We start from the raw sequence: 24,365 nt of genomic DNA, 5'->3' as shown, positions 1-24,365 counted from the left end.
TTAATTAAAAATCACAACTTAATTAAAAATTATTGCTATTTATTTTAGCAATTAAGTTTAACAAATCGAGGTTTTTATTTTAAAAATCAAAGTATTTATAACCAAAATTATTACTTCATAATTAGCCTTATCATCGAAAATAATTGTTGTTGTTGTTTTTGCAAATTGTTATCAAATTACGATTGAAAACTTCATGTTCTGTTTCTATATTCTCACCTTACTTAACTAAACAAATAATTAAATTCTATTTCTTACTAAGAATTACAAAGCACCAATAGTAAATAATAACTTAAATACATATAAGTACAATTTAATAAGTACAAAAAAGAGACTGCCTTTTCAGACAGTCTCTTTCATTATTTTAAGTTTACTATTGGAAAAACTACATTAAAACCCAGACCCAGGATCAGCAGGTTCTGATGCTGCTTGGGCTTTCTGTGGGTTTAAAATCATATATGTACCAAGAGCAGTTAAAGCTGCATATTTACTATAGTTTCCTATTTTTTTAATTGCGTCTTTACGAGTAATGTCTTGTTCTTTATTATTGTTATCTATATTTTTATTCATGATGTTATTTTTTATAAGTTGTAATTATTAAGTATATATTATTTAAAAAATTATTCCATAATAATTTTTTTATTCAACGTACCCGTTTCTGTTTGAAGCTGAACAATATACATCCCTTTTGCTAATTTTGACAAAGCAATATCTTTAACACCACTTGTAACAAAAGAGCTACTTAAAACTTGTTTACCAAGAATATTATATAATTTAACACTAGCATTACCTTGCTGTAAACCAGCAACTCTTAATGTAGAACTATTTGTTTTAAATATACTAATACCATCTAAAGCAATAGTATCATCTACACTCAACACAGATTTAGCAGAAGTATGTAAATAAAATCTACCAATGCCATCAACCTCTTCTTCTAAAGTAACTTTATAACTTGTTTCACTTAAATCAGTAAATACATTTTTTACTCTATCTTCAAGGATAACCTTTATTCCTGAAGGTAAATTTAAAGCAGTTGCAGAAAAAGTAATTTCTTTTCCAGCCAAAGCATTTACACCAACAGGTATAACCATTCCTTCATAATTATCATTTGGTAAAGATTGAATACCTAAATCTCTTCCTTCACCATTTAATGCTTTGGTAAAGATTGCAAAAGTATTACTTACACCACTAAACATTGGACCATCAAAACCGTTATCAAAACCAGTTGATGCACCATCTATATAATATACTTTAGCTAATTTCTGAGTAGTACCATCTGAAAGATTTAAATGAATTTCAGATTTATCTCCTCCTTTTTGAAAAGTATCTGACCCTTGAATACTTTGGAAATCTTCGTTAATAGCAAGTGTACCTGCAGCTCCATCAGATTTTACAAAAAAACCTTGTCCTGGAGCAATTTGAAAATTATCAACAGTAACAATAGGATCATAATCACCTGATCCTTGATTCCAAACCCAAATAGTTTGTGAATCTAATGATTCAGTATTTGTTGTTAGCATTGTTGCACTGTTCACATAAGATGTGTATGGGTTACCTGCAAGATTGAAACCATCTCCTGTTGTTGTAAGGGTAATAGGTGTTAAATCATCTGTAAGCACTGAACCAGTATAAGATATACTTCCTGAAGCAGCCAATTTTATTGAATAACCTTTACCATTTGTAAGTGTATTTGCACTTGCAGTACCATCATAATAAGACCAAGTATTATCTACTGTATTATAAGAAGCCAAACCTTGGTTAGGTGCATTATCTACACTTATTGCAAGACCTGAAGCAGTTGCAAAATCATCTTCACCTTGCCCAACAACTGGAGAAGCAATTGTATACCAATTTGTTGTACTTATTGTTCTATTATAAGTAATATTACCAGTAGAAGTTCCATTTACAATTAATGAACCACCTGAATTTACAGTTAAAGAGCCTGCACCATCAACTGTTAAATTATTTACACTTACTCCTGTAGAACCACTAATAACAGGGTTTTGTCCTGAAGGTATTGAAACATTATAAGTAGAATTTGGTACTGAACCTATATCCCAATTGTCTCCATTAGCCCAATCTGTACTTTCACTTCCATCCCAAGTAGCAGATAAAGCAGGGAATTGTACTGCATCTATATACATAACTGCACCATCTAAATCTGCACTAGCATCATTAAAATTAAAATAAATTAACGACTCATCTAAAGATGAAGACCCACCAGAAAATGCAGTCATAGCAGAGTAATTAATTGTCACTTCATTCCATTGATTTGCAGTTAAAGATTGATTAGCTGATTGATAACCTTCATTATTAGCATTATTTCTTATACGATATTGAACTGATGGTGTTACACTACCTGTATTTATACATTCTGGATATACTCTAAAACTCACAGTTCCTGATGGCTTAGCAGACAATGTTTCATGATTAAATTTAAAAAATCCGAACTTATTACTACCTCTTGTAACTTTTAACACTGTAGTAGATGCATTACCATCTGTAGAGGGTGTTGCCACATTTTCTTCAATAGTCACCAAATTATCACCAGAAACCGTTGTTTTTGTATTGGATGGTCTATTGTCGTACAACCAAGCATTACCAGAAGCTAAATCTGCTGTATCATCAGTTATTGGCGTAGCTGGGTTAACATTAAACTGTATATCATCTATATACAAGTCTTCAAAAGCTGATGCATCTAAAGATGGTAAAATGTTTAAAGTATTAAAAGTTGCAACATTATTTGTAGTTGTTAAGGTTGTAGTACCTGAAATAGTTGTCCAAGAACCTGCAGTTCGTGTTCCAGATGGTGTAAGAATAACAGTGTTACTTCCTGCCAAACCTGTACCTGAATTATATATCCTTAAAGACACAGAACCAGTGTTGGTATTAGATGCTGAATATATACGTATACTCCATTCTAATTCAAAACCATCAGCCAATGTATAGGGTAAACTTAGTCTTACTTGGCTATTACTAGCATTTGAAGTTATTAAAGATACGTTTGGATTATCAGTGTCTCCTGCATCTGGGTTTGTTGTTGAGGCTGTATAAGTCGCTCCATTTGCGCTGGAAAGGTAAGATAATGATCTACAATCGTCTAAATCATGTACATCGTACAATTGCCCATAACTTATTATTGAGCTTGCTAAAAATAGAAATGTAAATAGTGTTTTTTTCATAATTAATGTTTTTTAAAAAAATAGTGGTTATTTTTTGTTAGTCGTTTTTAAATCTAAAAGCGTAAGTTTTTCTTTTCTAAAGGAAAGTGGTAAAATAGTTTTTTTCATAAATGTAAATAGTCTTTAATTAATTTGGGGTAAAATTAATATTGCTACACCTATGACTCTTTTCTCTAATCGATTTTTTTCTTTCTCAAATCGATTTTTAAAAAATAAATACCTGAAATATAGTTAATTATGAATTTTAAGGGAAGTGATGTTTATTTCTTCTTCAAATATTCAGAAGGAGAAACACCGAGTAATTTTTTAAATGAAGTAGAAAAATGGGAAGGTGATTCAATGCCTATTTGATACATAACTTCGGTTACATTAAAACCTTTATTGCTTTTTAATAAATCTGCAGCACGCTGTAGTCTAAAGTTTCTTAAATACACATTTGGTACCTGACCTGTAAGTAGTTTTAAGCGTTTATAAAAATAAGACGTACTCAATCCTATTTCTTTTGATAATTCTTCTACCCCAAAACTTGAATCAGAAATATTTTTTTCAATAGCGGTAATTATATTACTTAAAAATTCTTTATCTCTTGCAGACATTTCAATATCTCCTTTAGGTATAGAACTATTTTTAGAAAAATGTTTTTTAAGTTTTATACTATTTTGTATAAGTCTCTCTGCTCGAATTGCTAAATGTTTTAATGAAAAGGGTTTGCTAATATATTCTTCTGCACCAAACTCTAAACCTTTTATTAAATTTTCATCATCACCAAGTGCCGTTAAAAGTAATACAGGAATATGACAGGTTTCTGGATTTATTTTAATTTGTTCGCATAAAGCAAAACCATCCATTATTGGCATCATTACATCACTAACAACTAAGTCTGGTTCTTGTAATTTAATGCGTTCTAATGCTTCAAGTCCATTTTTTGCCATTAATATATTATAGCTATTAGAAAGGAAATTTCTTAAAAATATTTGAAGATCCTCTTCATCTTCTACAATAAGAATAGTATGCTTGTTTTTTTCACTTTCCTTTTCATTTTCTATAATTTCTTGTTTATACTCACTTGGTAAAGGTACCCAGTCTTTAATATAAGATTTATTAGTTATATCTATTTCAGAAATATTTTGTTCATTATTCGTTGTTGATGGGATTATAATTGAAAATTTTGTTTCAACATTTGGTTGACTTTTCACCTTAATTTCACCTTTAAAAAGTTCTACTAAAGACTTACAAAAGGCCAAACCAATCCCTCCTCCACTATTGTTCTCTTTATTATTTCCTAATTGATAAAAACGTTCAAAAATATTATCTAAATCTTTTGCAGGAATTCCTTTACCTGTGTCTATAACATCTATTTTTATCTGTTTACCGTTTTCTGTAGTTATAATATCAGCTTCTATGCTAATATTACCATTTGGAGGTGTATTTTTAAAAGAATTTGATAAAAGATTAAAGAGTATACGCTCTATTTTTCCAACATCTATTATAATTTCTTCATTAGGTGAACTAACTTTATAAAAGAAGTTTATGTTTTTTTCAATCGCATAATTCTCAAAGGCTTCTGTTGCTGGATAAATAAAATTTCCAAGTGTAATTTTATTTAGATTTAAACTGATAAATCCTTGTTCTGCTTGACGAAACGTTATTAATTGATCTGCCAAACTTAATAACCTTTTTGTGTTTTTTTGAATAATTGCTAAGTATTTTGATTGAGCTTCGTCTTTATTAATATTTATAACCTGCTCTAAAGGACTAGCTATAAGGGTTAAAGGCGTTCTAAATTCATGGGAAATATTTGTGAAATAACGAAATTTACCTTGATTGATTGTATCTATTCTCTCCTTATCTAATTTTTCATAAATCAGTTTTTGTTTTAACTTTTCATGTTTGATAAGATATATCATTATCCCTACAACTATTAATACTACAACTATAGTAAACAATAAATAACTCCAAAAAGTTCGATACCAAGGTGGTAAAATTTTAAGTTTTATTTTTTTTATTTCTGAGTTCCAAATACCATCTCCATTAGCAGCTTTTATTTGTAATGTGTAATCTCCAGAAGAAAGATTTGTATAACTTATGGTAGTTTTACCACTTTCAGACTCAATCCAATCATTATTAAAACCTTCTAATTTATATGCTAATTTATTTTTTGAAGGTGTTGATGTATGATCAACAACCAATTGAAATGCAATGGTTTGTTCATTTTGACTTACAGAAATACTTTCTGTTTCAGAAATTGATTTTTTAAGTATGGTTTCCTTATTTAATTTTTCACCTATTTTTACTTCCTTATTATTAATAAATAAAGCCGTGATTATTATTTTAGGAGGTGTATTATTTTGCTCTATATTTTCTGGCTTAAAAATGGTTAATCCATTTAGTCCTCCATAGTAATAATAACCTGAATTACCTTTAAAGTAAGCGCCTTGCCTAAAATTGTTTTGTGCCAAACCATCTCTAACATCAAAAACATTTGTTGTATTAGTTTTCATATTAAACTTTACCAACCCCATGTCTGTACTCAACCAACAATACTTATCATTCTCTTCTAAAATACCATATATTGCATCATCTGGGAGTACATCTTTCTTTCTGTAATATTCTATTTTCTCAGGAATTCCTGAGGTATTAGTCGTAATTTTATTTAATCCACCACCAAATGTACCTGCCCAAACATGGTTTTTATTATCTGTATATAACGAAAACACGTTGGAATTACTTAACTTTAATTCAGTTGTTTTTTCATCAGATAGCTTTCCGTTTACAACTAATTCACCGTCAATAAAAGAACCATATAATAACCCTTTATTAGTACCAATCCAAATTCTATTTTTAGTATCCTTAATTACAGTGTGGCAAAATGTTCTTTCATATAAATTTATAAATGATTTAACTTCTAATTCTGGAGATTGTTGTTTTTTAATTCTTGACCAAGGATTTTCGATTACAGAAATTTTACGTCCTACAAATACAATATTGTTTTCATCTAACTGAAGAATATCTCTATAGCCTTGCTTCTCCAGAATCTCATCATCCTTTTTTAAATCTACTTTTTTAAAACTTTCATTTGATGGATTATAAACAAACAAATTAAAATCGGCTCCAAACCAAATAAACCCTTTATCATCTTCATAAATACATCTAATTGTATTATTAAATGGAAAAGGAATTTTATTTTTAACACTTTCAAACTTAAGATTATAAATTTGTTTCTCGTTAATTTTTTTTGTGCTTCTTAATAAATCCTTATTATTAAAAAAAGATAGCCAAAGTCTACCTGTGTTATCTTCTAATATAGATGTTATCAAGTTATCTGTTAAGGCAAACTTATCATAGGGATTTTTAGAGTAATTTATAAATTGTTTTTGGGAAATATCTAATTTATTAATAGCACCTTGAGCTGTACCAATCCATAAAACTCCATAATTATCTTGAAAAATAGTATTGATATAATTACTAGTTAATCCAAATTCATTTTTTGGATTGTATCTATAATTTAATATTTGGCTTTCTTTGTCTGAATATTTTAATAAACCATTCTTTTTTGTTCCAATCCATACATCACCATTATTATCTTCAAATACAGAATTAATAGACAAAGGAGGGTTCGTTTTTTTTGCTCCATCAATATAATCAATAACATCAATTATTAATAACTTATTTTCTATTAGAGTGGTTTTATACAAGCCGTTATCGGTTCCAATCCAAAAAATGTTTCCTAGCTTTTTTACGACATGAATAAAGGTATTGTCAAAGTTGTCAAAATTTAAAATTGATTTTACCTTAAAAGTATAAGTTGAAGTGTCTTGTTCTAATTTTATTTTTTTTATCCCAGAATTGGTAGCTAAGATTAGCTCTTTTTTATTAATAAAACTAAAATCTTTTATAGTTAAGATATTAGTAGCGTCTATTAGTAGATTTTCAGAAACGTTGAAAACACCTTTTTCTATATCTTTTAATTTACAATGGTACAAATGGTTTTCTCCTGAAAACCAAACTCCTTGTCCATTTGGGTCAGAAATTATTTGACTAACTTCTATTTTAGAAAGAATTGGAACTGTATAAAATCTTTCGAGCCAAGGAATATATACATTTACTCCTACATTAGTACCAATCCATAATACACCATTAGATTCTTTGTGTAAGGTGGTTATATTATTACTAGAAATAGTTCCATCTGTGTTAGATTGAGCAGAATAAGTTGCAAATTCATACCCATCGTATTTAATCAATCCGTTTGGTGTTCCAAACCATAAAAATCCATATTTGTCTTGAGCAATGGAATTTATAGTATTTTGGTAAAAACCTTCTTTATTGGAAAACCTCTCGAAATTTTGTCCTGATATTATAAAAATATTAAATAGTAAGAAGTTGGAAATATATAGAAGTCTTAAATATTTCTTCATATTTCAAATTTAATTTATTTTTCTTAAAAAAAAAGAAATTTTTTAACATTATATCATAGAATTTGATCAATTTTAAACTAAGTAACTGTCTGTTAAAATTCCACAACTTAGTTGTACATAATGATGATGAAGTATGAGCATCTGTAAATTTAACCCTATTATTAGCCACATTATTTACAACCAAATCTCCTGAATTTTTCGTTATTAAAATAACAAGTCAAGGAGATATATGTAAAAAAATATAAAATGTAATTATAAATAAAGTTTATAGTTTTTCTTTTACTTGACAAAATCAACTAAAAGAAAAAAAACTCTAATTAATAACTTGTAGCGACTTTTAAATAAAGGAAAATTTTATATTGTATCAGAAAGTTTACACTTATTTTTTCTAATCTATTTTCTTTATTAAGAGTTAACATTTATCATATTTTTTTAAAAAACTTGCTCTTAATTTTGTGTTAGAATTAATATAAAATTAAATTATTTTGAAAAAAAACATTCTAGTTTTAGTAATCTTATTAAGCTCCATAAAGTTAGCTGCACAAGAAGAACATTTTAAACATTTTAGAATTAGTCCAGTGCTTAGTCATACTTACATTCCAATGGCTACAAATGATGGAGATAAAACCGTAATTGTACCTTCTATTGGTTTAGATGTAGAATATTGGTTTAATAAAAAATGGGGATTTGGTTTCCATAACGATCTAGAATTAGAAACTTTCGAAATTGAAAAAGAACATCAGATTTTTATAGAAAAGGAGTTTCCTGTAGTTTTAACTTTAGATGCTCTTTGGAAATTTCACAAAGAATGGATTTTAGTTTTTGGAACTGGTATTGAGTTTGAAAAAAATGAAGATTTATTTATTATTAGAACAGGTTTAGAATACGAAATTGAATTTGGTAATCATTGGGATGTTGCCCCTACTGTTTTTTACGATTATCGTTCTAATAACTTTGGTACTTGGTCTATAGGTATTGGTATTGGTAAACGATTTTAATAATTAGATTTTTATTTTTTATCTGCAATTTAAAAAGACTATTTTTAAAACTTCTTTTTAAGAAGTTAAATAGTCGCTTTATACATTGTTATGAAATTTAAATTCCCATTTTTATTATTAATTATAAGTTTATTATCCTCTTGTTCTCAAGAAGATGAATATGATTTTTATACAGATTTTTATTCTAATGCAGATGCATCTGTAACTACAAATAATTTAATAGGTATTTGGTCTATTTACAGTTTAAAATTTGATGGACAAACAATACAGGTTCCTATAGATTACCAAGATTGTGGTAGAAATTATAGCGTTTTTAAAGAAAATGGAGTTTATGAAGAAGTTTTATTTGAAGATTCTAATTGCACTGCTTTAAGAAATACTTTAAACTGGAGTTTATCTAAAGGAATAATTACACTATCAAATAATTTTAATGAAACAGAAGAAATTGTAGTAACCAAGTTAACCAGTTCTGAATTTATTTTTAAAACTAAATTAGATGTAGATGAAGATGGGGAATTAGACATAATTACTGCATATTTAAAACCTTATGTACCAAAAGAAATAGACAATATTTCTGATACTTTTTCAAGAAACACCTCAGCTACATCTAACAATTATATAAGTTATAATTGGGCTCCATATACTGGTTCAGAACCTTTTGTTGCTTATGAAATATACAGAAGTGCAAGTTCTGTAGATTTTTGTTCTAAAAATAATGCTGTTTTAGTTGAAACAATTACAGACCCTAATACAACTATTTTTAGAGATATTTTACCTGTAAATGAAGTGCATTTATGTTACTATCTAAAAGTAAAAATACAAACTGGTCTATTAGGTGAAAGTGATTTACAGACTTTAAACACTCATACTCTAGTTGCAACACCTGTTAATTTATTAGAGCCAATAGCAGTAAATAATACAATTAGTTTACAATGGGCAAAAAGTGAAATGCCTTATTTTTCGCACTACGAAATTTCTTACGCTAACTACGCACCAAACATTAGTGCTTTTGGAGAACAAAATGTAATTGTTACTAAAATTACAGATAAAAATACAACTACTTTTATTGATGAAAACCCACCCTATTTAGAAAAACCTTATTATTCAATTCACGTTTATGATATTTTTGGAAACAAAACCTATGATACAAATGATGGTTATACAACTGCTTGGGAAGTAGATTTTAAAAGAGATGAAATTTTAGATTTAACACATATAATTTCTTATGAAATAAACCCTAACAAACCTAATATCTATTTATATGGTTATAATTCTAACACAACAGATCCTTCAAGAATTTATAATTATAATTACGAAACTAATAAAATTGAAGCTGTTTCTACTAAAAATATAAATTACTCTAATTATATACCAATAAAGTTTTCTACTACTGTTTATGGTGATGAAATTTTTGTGGATCAAAGTGGAGCTCTAGATGTGTATGATGCTAATAGTTTAGAATTCAAATACAGCTTAGAACCTAAGGAATTATTTTCTATTGATGATTTTATTTATTCATCTTCAGGATATTATGTTTTTATAGAAGACAACTATATTTATACGTATTCAAGAAATAATGATGTTTTAACATTAGTTGATAAAAACATACATTTCACTAACTATCAGTCTGGTTATGATTATAAAATTTTAGAAATTAAAGATAATCAATTAATAATAGGCCATTATAACGAACCAAATAGTTTTGTATTTAGTATTGACAATTATGGATTATTAATAAAATTAAAATTAGTTCCTGTACCTCTAAAACAAAATAAAGAAAGAAATGCATACTATAATTTCGCAGATAATTATATCATCAACTTTAAAGAAAAAAAAATATATTCTGGTAACGACTTTTCTTCGATAACATCTTTTAGTCAGCCTAATTTCGCATCAAACGTTAGTTTAAATGGGAAACTTATTTATGGTACAAATAATGACCCTAGTTGGTCTTTTGAAGCTGATAGCGAACACAAAAAAATAGCAACTATTTACAATAGAGATACACAATCTTACTATACAATTGCTACAAAAGGATATCCTCAAATAATTTTTGAAAATTATAAAAATGAAATTGTTTCTATATCTAGTGGAATGAAAAAGGAAGACTTTTATCATAATATAAATGACAGAAGAGATTTGTTTGTAGAAATTATAAAATAGATGAAAATAGAAGATATTTTAGGTAAGTTTTCTATCCTTGGTTCTAATCAAAATGAATCAAAAGAAACCTACAAAGGCGAATTAACGCTTAGTTTAGATGATAAAAATAGGATTGTTGCAAAGTGGCTCATCAATAAAAGTCAAGAGCAATTTGGGATAGGTTTTTTTAATAAGAACATTTTGGTCATCAACTTTAATTATCAAGGTGATGAAAACTCAGTATATTATGGTACTGTAGTCTATAAATGTATAAGTAAAGATATTTTGGAGGGATTTTGGTCTGAAGAATTTGGAAATCCGAAATTCTTAGGAACAGAAAACTGTTTTAGAATTAAAGATTCTAAAACAGTTTTAAATTAATTGTATTGTTAGTAAGTTACTTAGTATAATGAAAAATAATCATTATCCATTTTTTCACCCACTAAAGATAAATCATCTACTAATTTTTCTATAAATCCTTTTAAATCTCCCTGCACATCTTCTATGGTTTTATATTCATGCTCGTATTTTAATTTACCTATTAAAAAAGCAGCAGAATCTTTGTGTGGCATTTCGTCTTTAGACAAGTAACAGATATAACTTTGTATACAGTTTAAAGAGTTCATAATAGATCTTGGACAGTGTGGATTTAAAATTAAGAAGTCTAAAACTGTATGGCTTGTAGGTACTTTTCTATAATATCTACGCATCATATCATAAGATTCTACACACTTTAATAAAGTTGTCCATTCATAACTTTTGGTTAGTGAACTACCAAAATTTACTTTTTCTATTAACGCATCATTATATTTAGAATTTATAATTCTAATTACTTGGTTTGCTCTTTCTATATAAATACCCAACATTATAATTGCATAAACTTCATCGTGTAATAAAGTACCTCTAATTTTAGTTCTTAGAGAAGCAACATTTGCAGTTATCATTGTTGTAAAATCGAATAAACTATTTTTTACAAATCGGTTTTTATCGTAATTATTTACAGTTCTTTTTAAAGTATTAATAGACTCATAAAGCTCTGTAGATATTAAATCTCTAGCTCCATTTGCATTTTGTTGTGCATTATTAATAGCAGAAACTATAGAGAAAGACTTTTCTGGATTTAAACCAATATCAAAAAGCACATCTTGCTCTTCTAATTCTTTACTCTCTTTTAATTCTTCTTCATCTGCTACAAACAACATAGAACGCAGTACAAATTGTCTTGATTGAGAAATATCATTAGGTGCATCTAATGATGAAAAATAATTGACATTCATATACCTTGCTAAATGCTCAGAACGTTCTATATAACGTCCCATCCAAAATAAATTATTGGCTACTCTTGCTAACATAAAATAGTTTTATTTTTTTAATACCCAAGTATCTTTAGATCCTCCTCCTTGTGATGAATTTACAACTAAATTCCCTCTTTTTAATGCTACTCTTGTTAAACCACCTTTTAAGACAAAATCTACATCTTTACCTAATAAAGTAAAAGTTCTTAAATCTACATGCCTTGGTTCAAAAGAATTTTCTTCTTCTATATAAGTTGCATGTGTAGAAAGCGACATAATAGGTTGTGCAATATATTTTCTTGGGCTTTCTTTAATGGTTTCTTTTACTTTTTCAATTTCTTCTTTGGTTAATTTATTACCAATAGATATTCCATATCCTCCAGATTCATCTACAGGTTTCACAACCAATTTATCTACATTTTCTAAAACATATTTCAATTCATCTGGTCTACTACAATGATAAGTATGTACATTATTTAAAATTGGTTCTTCATCTAAATAATATTTTATAATTTGAGGCATATACGTATAAATAGCTTTATCATCTGCAACACCAGTTCCTGGTGCATTAACTAGATTTACTTTACCTTTCATATAACATTTAAACAAACCTGGCACCCCTAATAATGAATCTTTTTTAAACTCTAAAGGATCTATAAATTCATCATCTACTCTTCTATAAATAACATCTACCCTTTCTAACCCTTTAATAGTTTTCATATAAACAAAGTCGTTTTCTATGAATAAATCTCGCCCTTCAACAAGCTCAACTCCCATTTGTTTTGCTAAAAAAGAATGTTCATAATATGCAGAATTATAAACACCAGGTGTTAAAACAACACATTTAGGTAAATCTACCCCTTTAGGTTTTACAGATTCTATAACTTCTAATAAATTTTCTCCATAATCAGAAACATTAAAAGATTTATAATGATTAAAAACCCCAAATAATGTTCTCTTTAATGCAGATCTATTACCTACAACGTAACTAACACCAGAAGGGCATCTAATATTATCTTCTAATACATAATATTCTCCATCTAAATGTTTTATTAAATCTGTACCAGAAATATGGTTATATACACCTCCAGGAGGATTAAAGCCATGCATTTGCTTTAAATAGTTTGCAGATGAATTTATTAATTCTATTGGTACAATACCTTGTTTAATTATTTTTTGATCATGATATAAATCCCATAAAAAAAGATTTAAAGCCTTGCTACGTTGTAACGCTCCTTTTTCTATTTTTGTCCATTCATCATTTCCTATAATTCTAGGAAATAAATCAAAAGGAAATATTTTCTCTTTTGTTTCTTGATCACTATATACCTGAAATGTAATACCTTGATTAAAAAAAGCATCTTTTGCTTTGTCATTTAAATTTACAAAGTCATCTACAGAGTACTCGCTAAATAAGTTAAAAAGTGTTTGATATACTTCTCTTACTTCATTATTTTTTGTAAAAATTTCGTCATAAAATCTTGAATCAAATTCATAAGAAGAAAAAATTGGTAAACTAGTTGGTGCTTTCAAATTGAGTCCTTTTTTTGGTAAATTTAATAAAATAAAACATAAATATATACCTAAATTTACGATTTATGTTAAATTATTTTAACTAATTTTACAAAAAGCTTAGTTTTAATTTATCAAAACTTTGTTTTTATTAAAAATACAATAATCAACAAAAAGTCGAATTAATTTTTTGATATTTGTAGTTAAATTGTAGTAGTTTCGTTAAATTAACGTTCGCTTAAACCAAAATAATTTTAAAAAGGCATTTATGGCATTAAAAATTGTAATATCACACAAAACAACATATAAATACGATCGTTCTGTAAAGCTTTCTCCACATATTTTTAGATTGAGACCTGCACCTCATTCTAGAACACCCATAGAATCTTATTCATTAAAAATAAAACCAGAAAATCATTTTTTTAACTGGCAACAAGATCCTTTTGGTAATTATCAGGCAAGAGTTGTTTTTCCAGAAAAAACAAAAGAATTGTCTATCGCAGTAGAAATCATTGCAGATTTAAAGACCATAAACCCTTTTGACTTTTTTGTAGAAGATGATGCAGAAGAATACCCTTTTAAGTATGATGAGATTACAAAAAAAGAATTAGCGCCTTATTTAGAAGTTAATGAAGACAGTGAAATACTACAAGACTTTTTAAAAACCATAGATTATACACCAAGAAAAACAATATATTTTCTAATTGATGTAAATAGAAAAATTTACGAATATTTAAAATACAACATCCGTTTAGAACCGGGTGTACAATCATCTGAAGAAACTTTAACTTGTAAAACAGGTTCTTGTAGAGATTATTCTTGGTTATTTGTACAAGTAATGAGACATTTAGGCTTTGGTGCAAGGTTTGTTTCGGGTTATATTGTACAACTAAAAGCAGATGAAAAATCTTTAGATGGCCCATCTGGACCTGAACAAGATTTTACAGATTTACATGCTTGGACAGAAGTTTATATTCCAGGTGCTGGTTGGATTGGTTTTGACTCTACCTCTGGTTTATTAGTAGGTGAAGGCCATATACCTTTATCTTGTACTCCTCACTATAAAAGTGCTGCAGCAGTTACAGGAGGAATTATGTCAAATGAAAAAATTGAAACAGAGTTTGAGTTTGATAATTCTGTAACTAGAATATTAGAGTCTCCAAGAGTTACAAAACCATACACTACAGAACAATGGAAAGCCATAGAAAAATTAGGTTATAAAGTAGAAAAACAATTAGAAGAAGGAGATGTTCGTTTAACAATGGGTGGTGAACCTACCTTTGTTTCAATAGATGATATGGAGTCTCCTGAATGGAACACTGATGCAGATGGCCCACATAAACGTAGATTAGCCAATAATTTAACCAAAAGGTTAATGGACAAAATTGGAATTCGTGGAATGTTACATCATGCACAAGGAAAATGGTATCCAGGAGAACCATTACCAAGATGGGAAATTCAATTGTATTGGAGAATTGATAGAAAGCCTATTTGGTATAATCAAGATTTATTATCATCATTTGCACCTAATCCAATTGTTCCAGAAGATGCAGATATTCGATTTTTAACTACTTTAACTAGATATTTAAGCATATCCAATCAAAATATAACACCAACTTTCGAAGATGCTTTTTATTTGCTTTGGGAAGAAGGTAAATTACCTGTAGATATTGATATCAGTAAAAAAGATAGCGATGATTTAGTAAGAAATAGACTTGCAGATATTTTAGCGCAAGGAACTCATAAACCTGTTGGTTATGTTTTACCATTAAACAATCATGAAGATGAATGGTTTTCTAGCAAATGGTCTTTTAGAAGAAAAAATTTATTATTAACTCCAGGTACTTCTCCTATTGGTTTAAGATTACCTATTAAATCTTTAATAGTAAAACCAGAATATGGAGTATTCCCTGTATACGAACCAGATTTATTTAAAGAGCGTAAACCTTTACCTAATTTTAAAACTAAGGTAAGTAAAAGACATAAAAAGTTTATTGCAAAAGGTATTAATACAGATAAACCAAAATATTTTGTAAAAACTGCAATTTGTTCAGAAATTAGAGATGGTAAATTATATCTGTTTTTACCGCCTTTAGAATCTGCAGATGCTTTCTTAGACTTAATTGCATCTATAGAAGCAACAGCACAAGAATTAAATATTCCTGTTATTTTAGAAGGATATAACCCACCACATGACAATAGATTACAATCTATGAAAATTACACCAGATCCAGGTGTAATTGAAATAAATGTACACCCAATGAAAAGTTGGGGAGAATTAGTAAACAATACCTTAACCCTATATGCTGAAGCTAAAAAATCTCGTTTAGGAACAGAGAAGTTTATGATTGATGGTAAACACACAGGAACTGGAGGTGGAAACCATGTAACTTTAGGTGGCTTTAAACCTTCTGATAGCCCATTATTAAGAAAACCTAGCTTATTAAGAAGTTTACTAACATTTTGGCAGCATCACCCAGGATTATCTTATTTATTTTCTGGTGCATTTGTAGGTGCTACAAGTCAAGCTCCTAGAATAGATGAAGCTAGAATGGAAAACTTATACGAGTTAGAAATTGCTTTTAGCCAAATACCAAAAGGTGGTGAAGTACCTTTTTGGTTAACAGATCGTTTATTTAGACATTTACTAACAGATTTAACTGGTAACACTCACAGAGCAGAATTTTGTATAGATAAATTATATTCTCCAGATTCTTCTTCTGGTAGATTAGGTATTTTAGAACTTCGTGGTTTTGATATGCCTCCACATCCACAGATGAGTTTAATGCAAATGCTATTGGTAAGAACATTAGTGGCTTGGTTCTGGGAAAAACCTTACGAACATAACTTAGTTAGATGGGGTACAGAATTACATGATAAATTTTTAATAGAACATTTTGTAAGAGAAGATATTAAAGATATTGTTGAGCAATTAAACAAAGCAGGTTATGAGTTTGAAGTAGATTGGTTCGATCCTTTCTTTGAATTTAGATTTCCATTACATGGGATGGTAGATATTAATAATATACACTTAGAATTAAGAGCAGGTATAGAACCTTGGAATGTTTTAGGTGAAGAAATGACAGGTGGTGGAACTGCACGTTATGTAGATTCTTCTTTAGAGCGTTTACAAGTTAAAGTATCTAATTTTACAAACGAAAGATATGTATTAACTTGTAATGGCGTAAAAGTACAATTACAACCAACAACTAAAAAAGGTGAATATGTTGCTGGTATTAGATACAAAGCTTGGGATCCATATTCAGCTTTACACCCAACAATTGGTGTAGACACCCCTTTAGCTTTTGATATTGTAGATACTTGGAGTAAAAAATCTATTGGTGGTTGTAAATACTTTGTTGCACATCCTGGAGGTAGATCTTATGAAACATATCCTGTTAATAGTTTTGAAGCAGAATCAAGAAGAATTAACCGTTTTTGGGATATTGGAGAGACCCAAACTGATGCAAGTTATATTGAAGAATTAATGCAAAGTGATAAAGGAGTAACCGAAAAAAGTGTTGAAGAAGAAGAAAGTTCAAATATTTATAGATATAAAGTATATCCTGTTAACTCAGAATATCCAAATACCTTAGATTTGCGTCTTAAAAAATAATTAACTTGACAAAAACACCAATAACCTCTTTTTTTAAAGATTACTTTAAAGATTTTGAAAATTATGATGAAGTTTTAAAATCTAATATGGAGATAAATCCTAATTGGGAAAAATTGTTGACAAACTTTTCTAAATTAGGATTAAAAGAATTAACTAAAAGACAAGAAGATTTAGATTGGTTACTTGCTGAAAATGGGGTAACCTACAATGTATATAATGATCCTAATGGTTTAAATAGACCATGGAATTTGAATATTATTCCGTTTGTAATTGAAAGAAAAGAATGGAAAAATATAGAAAAAGGATTAGAACAGCGTGCAAAAGTATTAGATTTAGTATTAAAAGATATTTATGGTAAAAGAGAATTAATTAAAAACGGTATTGTACCTCACGAAATTATATTTTCTCATCGTGGTTTTTTAAGACCTTGCCATCAAATTCAATATAAAACAGCAAAACAATTATTATTTCATTCAGCAGATTTAGCTAGAGGACCAAATGGACAAATGTGGGTAGTTAATGATAGAACAGAAGCACCTTCTGGTCTTGGCTATTCTCTAGAAAACCGTTTTTCTACAAGTGAAGTTGTTCCCGATTTTTACAACGAAATTAACGTAAAGCAACCATTTAATTTTATTAAAGATTTTAATGAGTTACTTATAAATGCAGCACCATCAAATAAAGAGAATCCTACAATTGTTATTTTAACTCCTGGTCCTCATAACGAAACCTATTTTGAGCATGCATACTTATCTTCTTTCTTCGGATATCCTTTAGTAAAAGGAAATGATTTAGTAGTAAGAGACAATAAAGTTTGGATAAAAACTTTAAAAGGTTTAATACAAGTTGATGTAATTTATAGACGAGTAGATGATGAATATTCAGATCCTTTAGAACTTAATGGAAATTCTTATTTAGGTGTTGCAGGCTTATTAAATGTAGTAAGGCAGCAAAATGTTGCAATTATGAATCCTATAGGAAGTGGCGTTTTAGAAAACCCAGGTTTAATTCCTTTTATGAATTCTATTTGTAAATATTTCTTAAAAGAAGATTTAATTTTACCCCAAATAGCTTCTTGGTGGTGTGGTCAAGAAAAAGAACGCAAACACGTTTTAGATAATCTAAAAAACTTTGTTGTAAAGCCAATAGACAACACACACAGAGAACATATTTATTTCTGCGAATTTTTAAATGAAACTGAATTAGAAGATCTAAAAAAAGAAATTTTAGCAAAACCATATCATTATGTAGCACAAGAAAAAATTTCTTTTTCTACAGCTCCTAATTTAGCAAAAGAACATTTAGAACCTCGTAAGGTTATGTGTAGAACATTTGCTGTTGCTAAAGAGAATAGCTATAGCATTATGCCTGGTGGTTTAGTTAGAGTTGCTTCAGAAACAGAACGTTTAAAAGTTTCTAATCAAAAAGGAGGTACAAGTAAAGATTTTTGGATTACAAATAGCGAAAAAAGAGCTTACAAAAAACGTCAAAGATATCATTGGCATCATTCTACTACAAATAATTTATCAGGTATAGGAAATATACCTAGTAATACAGCCGAAAATTTATTTTGGTCTGGTAGATATTTAGCAAGAACTTTAGTTACAGCTAGGTACATTAGAATGGTATTAAACCAAATGTCTAATTCTGAGATTAATAAACGAGAATCAGACTCAGAAAGTTTACAGATTCTATATCAATCTATAACGCATTTAACTTCTATTTTCCCTGGTTTTACTGGTAAAAACAAAGAAGAAGCCCTAAAAGAACCGTTAAAAGAAATAATAAAAGTACTTTTTGATAAATCTCAAGTTGGTAGTTTAGCTCACTCTTTATCATCTTTCAATAATTCTTATTATTCTTTGCGAAATCTTTGGTCTAAAGACATGTGGCGAGTTTATGATGTATTACAAAAAACTTGGCAAGAATTTGATAAAGAAGATTATAACAACATTCAAAAAATCACAAAACTATTAGATTCAGTTATCATTAATTTAATTGCATTTATTGGTTTAATTGAAGAAAGCATATTAGTAGAACAAGGCTTGTTAGTTTATTTTATAGGCATACAAATGGAACAAGCTATGATGAATATAGATAAATGTAGAGCTTTACTGACAATTAATTATGAAGAAGATGTTGAATATGAAATTTTAGAATCTCTATTAAATAGCCATGAAAGTTTAAATATTTATAGATACAGTTTTAGATCATATTTAGATATAGAAAATGTAATCAACCTTATTTTACTAGATAAATCTTATTCTAGGTCTTTAAAATATCAATTAAACAGGATAAGAAAAGACATCTTTAGGTTGCCAAAAAGAAATGAAGACTCAAACCTAACTGCTGTTCAATCATCAATTTTAAATGCTTGTAATTTAATTGATAAAGCAAATGCAACTAACTTAATTAAGGTTGATAAAGATTCGTTTACAAGATTAGAGTTAGAAGAATTATTGGCCACTTTAAGTGATTTAATTCATGACACATCAATGTCTTTAACAGATATGTATTTTAATCATTCAGAAGAGCAAATACAGTTATTCAATCAAAATTATACATCTTAATATGATTTTTTCTATCATACATCAAACGATTTATAAATATGATAATAATGTAACTTATTGTCATAATTTGGCTATTCTAAAACCTAAACTTTTTGCTGGTCAAGAATTACTAGAATACGATTTAGAAATAGAACCAAAACCAACTGTAATTAATGAAAATATCGATTTTTTTGGTAATTCTGTAACGCATTTTTCTATTGAAAAACAACATAAAGAACTTATTGTTACTGCAAAAAGCAAAGTAAATAGATCTTATGAACTACAAAAAAACGATATAAATTCAGAAGCTTGCAAAGCTATAACACTAGAAACAGCATTATCTAAATTAAACTCATTAACACCAGAAATCATAGAAGCTAAACAATTTTTATTAGACTCTGTGTTAATAAAAAATATTTCATCTACCATTAAAGATTATGCTAAAGTATCTTTTAAAAAAGATCGTTCTGTTTTTGATGCTGCTAATGAATTAATGAAAAGAATATTTACAGAATTTAAATTTGACAGTAATTTTAGTACAATAGCCACACCTATTCAAGAAGTTATGGAGGCAAAAAAAGGAGTTTGCCAAGATTTTGCACAATTAGCAATTGCATGTGTACGTTCTATTGGCTTACCAGCAAGATATGTAAGTGGTTATATAGAAACTTTACCTCCTCCTGGAAAAGAAAAATTGGTTGGTACAGATGCATCTCATGCTTGGTTTTCTGTATTTATACCAGAATTTGGCTGGGTAGATTTTGACCCTACAAATGATCAAATACCTAAAAATCAACACATAGTAATTTCTTATGGTAGAGATTATTATGATGTACCTCCTTTAAAAGGAGTTATTTATGGATCAGGAAAAAGTATAATGGATGTTTCTGTAGATATTAGACCTGCAATTTTATAAATTTAAAAAGCTTAAAAAAAATCATTTTTTAATAATTATTTTTAAGCTTAAAATTTTTATATGTATTAGCAAGCAATATGATATTTCACATCTTCTACAATATAACTCTTAAGCGCTCCTTTACTTTTTAACTCATCCATAATATTATATAAAGATAAAATCATAGAAACATTTTCAACTCTTTTTAAAATTTGAAAACTAGTTAGAGGTTCGTTTTGTATAACTTGTAAAACTGATAATTGTTGTTCTGTTAAATTATGTAATTCCATTGCGTTTATTTTTAAGGATAGTGTAAAAATACACAAGATTTACCATGAAATTAAAAAAATTAGATAAACGTAATTATTTATCATTTATACAACCCTTTTTAATAGATGAACTGTAAAAAGCTAAAAGATCATTTATAAAAAAAACGTTAGTTAAGTTTAAAATTAAACTTAACTAACGTTTTTTTCACATATAAGCAAAACGTTTAAGCAGCGTAATGATACTTTCTGTTTTGTTTCATGTAACTTTTTAATACACCTTTACTGTTAAGTCTATCTAAAATATTATATAAAGATAATATTAAAGATACGTTTTCAACTTTTTTAAGAATTTCGAAACTAGTTAGGTGTTCTTCTTGTACTGCATTAAGTACAGACTGCTCTGTAGCAGTTAGGTTTAAGTGTGACATAGGGGTTAATTTTTAAGGTTAAACAAATATATACTTTTTTTTCATTTAAAATGTTAAAAATTTGTAAAACATTAACACATAGGTATTCATGCATTTTTCGCAAATAAAATAGAATGTAACTATAATTTATTTCCTTTTTCTAGATGTTATAAAGTAAACTCCTGTTAGTAATATTGATGAAGCAATAATAGACTGAGGAGTTAATTTTTCATCTAAAAAATACCATCCCATAAAAAGAGCTATTACAGGGTTTACGTAAGCAGATGTAGATACCTTTTCTGGAGAAACCACTTTTAACAAATAATTAAAAGCTGTAAAAGCAATAATACCACCAAAAACAATTAATAATAACATTGATAATTGAACCTCTCTACTCCAACTTAAAGGAGAACTCCAGCTTTCATTAGTACTTATGCTTAATAAAAAAAGTATAAAACTAGCGGCTAACATTTGGTAGCCAGTAGAAACCATAAAACTTTTAGGTAAATTGGCTTTAGAAACAAAAACACTACCAAAACTCCAGCTAAGCACACAAGTTAACATCATAAAAACTCCCAACAATGTATCTTCGGATGTTACTAGTTCTTTTTGGCTAACTAATAAATACATCCCAAACATACCCAAAGCAACACCAATCAACGATTTTTTTTGTAGTGGTTTTCTATCTATCAACCTTAATAAAAAAAGCACAAATAGCGGTTGTGTAGAAGCTAATAGAGCTCCAAAACCGCTATCTACATATCGTAAAGCCCAAACAAAAACTCCATTACCATACACTAAAAAGAAAAATGAAGCTATTATAGAATTTAAAAATTGTTTTTTAGAAATTTTTAAAGGTTGTTTTAATAAAATTGCCATTAAAATCATAAAAAAACCTGCCACAGAAAATCGAATTGACGCCAAAAAAAAAGGAGGTAATTCTGTAACAGCTACTTTATTAAATAAATAAGTTGACCCCCAAATGATGTAAATAGAGATAAACGATAAAACTATTAATACTTTAGAATTTTTCAGGACATAAAAATTTTAGTTTATCAAAAATACTATTAATAATCATCCAAAGCATTTAATTTACAAGAATGTTTATAATATAAGTATATTTGAATTTTATACCATTACAATAAAAGATTTGTTGAACAAAAAATACCCTTTTGACTCTTCATTAAAGCATCATTTTATAATTGCTTTAGGTTTGGCTTTTTGGATATTTATATTTCTATACTTTTCTGAACCTGTAGATATAAATGAATTTAAAAGTGTAGAAAAATTAATTTATTTGCCTTTATATGGTTTATTAGGTGCTGTTTGTTATGCTATTTTTTTACCTCTTCAAAATTACCTATACATCAAAAACAACAAGAATTGGTATTTAAAAACTGAATTATTTTTCTTTTTATTGTTTGTTTTAATTGCAATTGTAGCTGCGAGATTTTTTTATTTATATATAGTTAAACCAGATAGAAACCCTTATACATTTACATATCATTTAACTGCAATAATTTTACCAGCATTAACTACAATTTTACCAATTGTATTTATTGGTCGTTTTGCTTTTGGAAAATATAAAAACAAACAAACTGAAGCAAAAAAGATAGAAATAAAAGGAGAAGGTAATTATGAAGGTTTGCGCTTATTTTTGAATGATATTATTTGTATAAAATCTTCAGACAACTATATAGAAGTTTTTTACATCTCAAATAATGAAATTAAAAAAAGTATAATTAGAAATAAACTGTCTGTTGTTGCAGATGAATTTCCATCACTTTTAAGAACTCATCGTTCTTATTTAATTAATCCTTTTCACTTTTTACAATGGAAAACAGAAAAAAGCAAATTGTTTGTATTGTTATTTCACCACATAGAAGTGCCAGTTTCAAGAACCTATCAAAATGATGTAAAAGTGGCTCTTAATTCTACCACAGAATAACTACTTTTCGCCCCAATTGCTTTATAATACTGAGTTTTTAAACGATTCCTTTCTAGTTTTGTATCAGAAAGTTTAATCAATAAAAACATCATTATGAAAAATCTAGTTACTCTATTTACCTTATTATTCGTTTTAAATTTTAATTTATCAGCTCAAGAACAACAAGAAGTTGTAATTATTGGTACAATGCACACAGTCCCAAAAATTGTAAAACACAGTTATAAACCCATGTTACGTTTTGCAAAAAAATACAATCCTGAAGCAATTTATGTAGAATCGCCAATGGCAAATGATTCTATATCTTGGAATTATTTAAAAGATGGATGGTCTAAAAATTATATTCAATTTTATAAATCATCTAAAAATATTAAAGATACTTTTCTGTTTAATACTGATAAATTTAAAACTTTAGCAAACAAAAATTTAAATGATATAAATGAAAATGAAATTGATTATCTAATAAACGCTTACACATACAAAAGAGATAATGGTAATTATGATTTATTGAAATATTTAAAAACTTATGGCTTAAAAGGTGCTAAAAACCCAACAAGACATGAAGATGGAGATTTAACCTTTAAATTGGCAATTCATCAAAATTTAAAAGTTACAAATATGGATGATCAGCAGAGTAATGGTCTCTATCATAAAGCTTGGAGCAAGTGCTCTAAAGAAGGTGTTAAAAATGGAAATAATTCAGAAAATTCCAAATTGAATAAAAAAGATTACAATTCAGCCATTTTACCTGCTATTTTCAGAGGTTTAGGTAAACATGTAAATAAAAGAAAATCTTTAAACAGATTGCATAAAATGAGTTCTTTTAGCTATGTTTTAGAAGATACTGAAGGCTGTAAAGAAGGTAGAAAATATTGGAATGAGAGAAACATGAGAATGGCTAAAAATATTGCAGAACAAGTTTTAACATCAAACAAAAAAAGAAATTTAGTTATTGTGGGTGCAGCACATGTTATTGGCTTAGAAAAAGAATTGAAAACAAACTACCCAAACTTAACAGTAATTCTAATGAATGAGTATTAAACTTTCTATTTTACTTTTAATTAGAAAACGCTCACATAAAATGTGAGCGTTAGTTTTTATATACAACTATTTATAATTATGAATTTTGTTGCTTTTTTTCTC

The 24,365-nt window shown here is 28.0% G+C and carries 16 protein-coding genes; 8 read left to right on the top strand and 8 right to left on the bottom strand.

Annotated features, from left to right (window positions below):
• Nucleotides 1–387 precede the first annotated feature (387 nt).
• From ACJJVK_RS12210 to ACJJVK_RS12200, 3 genes are all read right to left on the bottom strand, one after another.
• The gene (locus tag ACJJVK_RS12210; RefSeq protein ID WP_405566289.1) at nucleotides 388–567 is read right to left on the bottom strand and encodes a hypothetical protein; all 180 of its coding nucleotides are present in this window, start codon (nucleotides 565–567) and stop codon (nucleotides 388–390) included.
• 50 nt (nucleotides 568–617) lie between these two features.
• The gene (locus tag ACJJVK_RS12205) at nucleotides 618–3,179 is read right to left on the bottom strand and encodes a T9SS type A sorting domain-containing protein (protein ID WP_405566287.1); all 2,562 of its coding nucleotides are present in this window, start codon (nucleotides 3,177–3,179) and stop codon (nucleotides 618–620) included.
• A 260-nt stretch (nucleotides 3,180–3,439) separates the two neighbouring features.
• Nucleotides 3,440–7,594 carry a two-component regulator propeller domain-containing protein gene (locus ACJJVK_RS12200; protein WP_405566285.1) on the bottom strand — a complete coding sequence of 1,385 codons (4,155 nt, stop codon included), beginning with the start codon at nucleotides 7,592–7,594 and terminating at the stop codon, nucleotides 3,440–3,442.
• A gap of 485 nt (nucleotides 7,595–8,079) precedes the next feature.
• On the opposite strand from ACJJVK_RS12200, the gene ACJJVK_RS12195 reads away from it, so the two are divergent.
• The 3 genes from ACJJVK_RS12195 to ACJJVK_RS12185 all read left to right on the top strand — a co-directional run bounded on the left by ACJJVK_RS12195 (nucleotide 8,080) and on the right by ACJJVK_RS12185 (nucleotide 11,115).
• The gene (locus tag ACJJVK_RS12195; protein WP_405566283.1) at nucleotides 8,080–8,592 is read left to right on the top strand and encodes a hypothetical protein; all 513 of its coding nucleotides are present in this window, start codon (nucleotides 8,080–8,082) and stop codon (nucleotides 8,590–8,592) included.
• Nucleotides 8,593–8,682: 90 nt separating this feature from the next.
• Nucleotides 8,683–10,755 (top strand): hypothetical protein, encoded by a 2,073-nt coding sequence (locus ACJJVK_RS12190; RefSeq protein ID WP_405566281.1) that lies wholly within the window; start codon nucleotides 8,683–8,685, stop codon nucleotides 10,753–10,755.
• Nucleotides 10,756–11,115: a hypothetical protein gene (locus tag ACJJVK_RS12185; protein WP_405566279.1), complete on the top strand. Its 360-nt coding sequence runs from the start codon at nucleotides 10,756–10,758 to the stop codon at nucleotides 11,113–11,115.
• Nucleotides 11,116–11,135: 20 nt separating this feature from the next.
• On the opposite strand, the gene ACJJVK_RS12180 is transcribed toward ACJJVK_RS12185, so the two are convergent.
• Together ACJJVK_RS12180 and ACJJVK_RS12175 are read right to left on the bottom strand one after the other, a co-directional pair.
• On the bottom strand, nucleotides 11,136–12,086 hold the full coding sequence (locus ACJJVK_RS12180; RefSeq protein ID WP_405566278.1) for an alpha-E domain-containing protein: 951 nt from the start codon (nucleotides 12,084–12,086) through the stop codon (nucleotides 11,136–11,138).
• A gap of 9 nt (nucleotides 12,087–12,095) precedes the next feature.
• Complete coding sequence (locus tag ACJJVK_RS12175; protein ID WP_215995091.1) at nucleotides 12,096–13,562, bottom strand: circularly permuted type 2 ATP-grasp protein; 1,467 nt, start codon at nucleotides 13,560–13,562, stop codon at nucleotides 12,096–12,098.
• 247 nt (nucleotides 13,563–13,809) lie between these two features.
• Here ACJJVK_RS12175 and ACJJVK_RS12170 point away from each other — a divergent pair, with 247 nt between their 5' ends.
• The 3 genes from ACJJVK_RS12170 to ACJJVK_RS12160 are packed head-to-tail and all read left to right on the top strand — an operon-like array spanning nucleotide 13,810 to nucleotide 20,622.
• On the top strand, nucleotides 13,810–17,157 hold the full coding sequence (locus ACJJVK_RS12170) for a DUF2126 domain-containing protein (RefSeq protein WP_405566276.1): 3,348 nt from the start codon (nucleotides 13,810–13,812) through the stop codon (nucleotides 17,155–17,157).
• A gap of 5 nt (nucleotides 17,158–17,162) precedes the next feature.
• On the top strand, nucleotides 17,163–19,727 hold the full coding sequence (locus tag ACJJVK_RS12165; protein WP_405566275.1) for a circularly permuted type 2 ATP-grasp protein: 2,565 nt from the start codon (nucleotides 17,163–17,165) through the stop codon (nucleotides 19,725–19,727).
• Nucleotide 19,728: 1 nt separating this feature from the next.
• The gene (locus ACJJVK_RS12160) at nucleotides 19,729–20,622 is read left to right on the top strand and encodes a transglutaminase N-terminal domain-containing protein (RefSeq protein WP_405566273.1); all 894 of its coding nucleotides are present in this window, start codon (nucleotides 19,729–19,731) and stop codon (nucleotides 20,620–20,622) included.
• 65 nt (nucleotides 20,623–20,687) lie between these two features.
• On the opposite strand, the gene ACJJVK_RS12155 is transcribed toward ACJJVK_RS12160, so the two are convergent.
• From ACJJVK_RS12155 to ACJJVK_RS12145, 3 genes are all read right to left on the bottom strand, one after another.
• Entirely contained in the window at nucleotides 20,688–20,891 is a 204-nt protein-coding gene (locus tag ACJJVK_RS12155) for a hypothetical protein (RefSeq protein ID WP_215995088.1), read from the bottom strand.
• Between the two features lie 203 nt (nucleotides 20,892–21,094).
• Nucleotides 21,095–21,298: a hypothetical protein gene (locus ACJJVK_RS12150; protein ID WP_215995087.1), complete on the bottom strand. Its 204-nt coding sequence runs from the start codon at nucleotides 21,296–21,298 to the stop codon at nucleotides 21,095–21,097.
• Nucleotides 21,299–21,424: 126 nt separating this feature from the next.
• Nucleotides 21,425–22,312 carry an EamA family transporter gene (locus ACJJVK_RS12145; protein WP_405568368.1) on the bottom strand — a complete coding sequence of 296 codons (888 nt, stop codon included), beginning with the start codon at nucleotides 22,310–22,312 and terminating at the stop codon, nucleotides 21,425–21,427.
• A gap of 118 nt (nucleotides 22,313–22,430) precedes the next feature.
• Here ACJJVK_RS12145 and ACJJVK_RS12140 point away from each other — a divergent pair, with 118 nt between their 5' ends.
• A complete protein-coding gene (locus ACJJVK_RS12140; RefSeq protein WP_405566272.1) occupies nucleotides 22,431–23,225 on the top strand; it encodes a LytTR family DNA-binding domain-containing protein in 795 nt (264 codons plus the stop codon).
• Nucleotides 23,226–23,318: 93 nt separating this feature from the next.
• On the top strand, nucleotides 23,319–24,263 hold the full coding sequence (locus ACJJVK_RS12135) for a DUF5694 domain-containing protein (protein WP_405566270.1): 945 nt from the start codon (nucleotides 23,319–23,321) through the stop codon (nucleotides 24,261–24,263).
• Nucleotides 24,264–24,365: the final 102 nt, after the last annotated feature.

It is taken from the genome of Polaribacter sp. Asnod6-C07 (assembly GCF_045063625.1).
Taxonomy (GTDB): domain Bacteria; phylum Bacteroidota; class Bacteroidia; order Flavobacteriales; family Flavobacteriaceae; genus Polaribacter; species Polaribacter vadi_A.
This window is presented reverse-complemented; position numbering and strand designations above follow the sequence as displayed.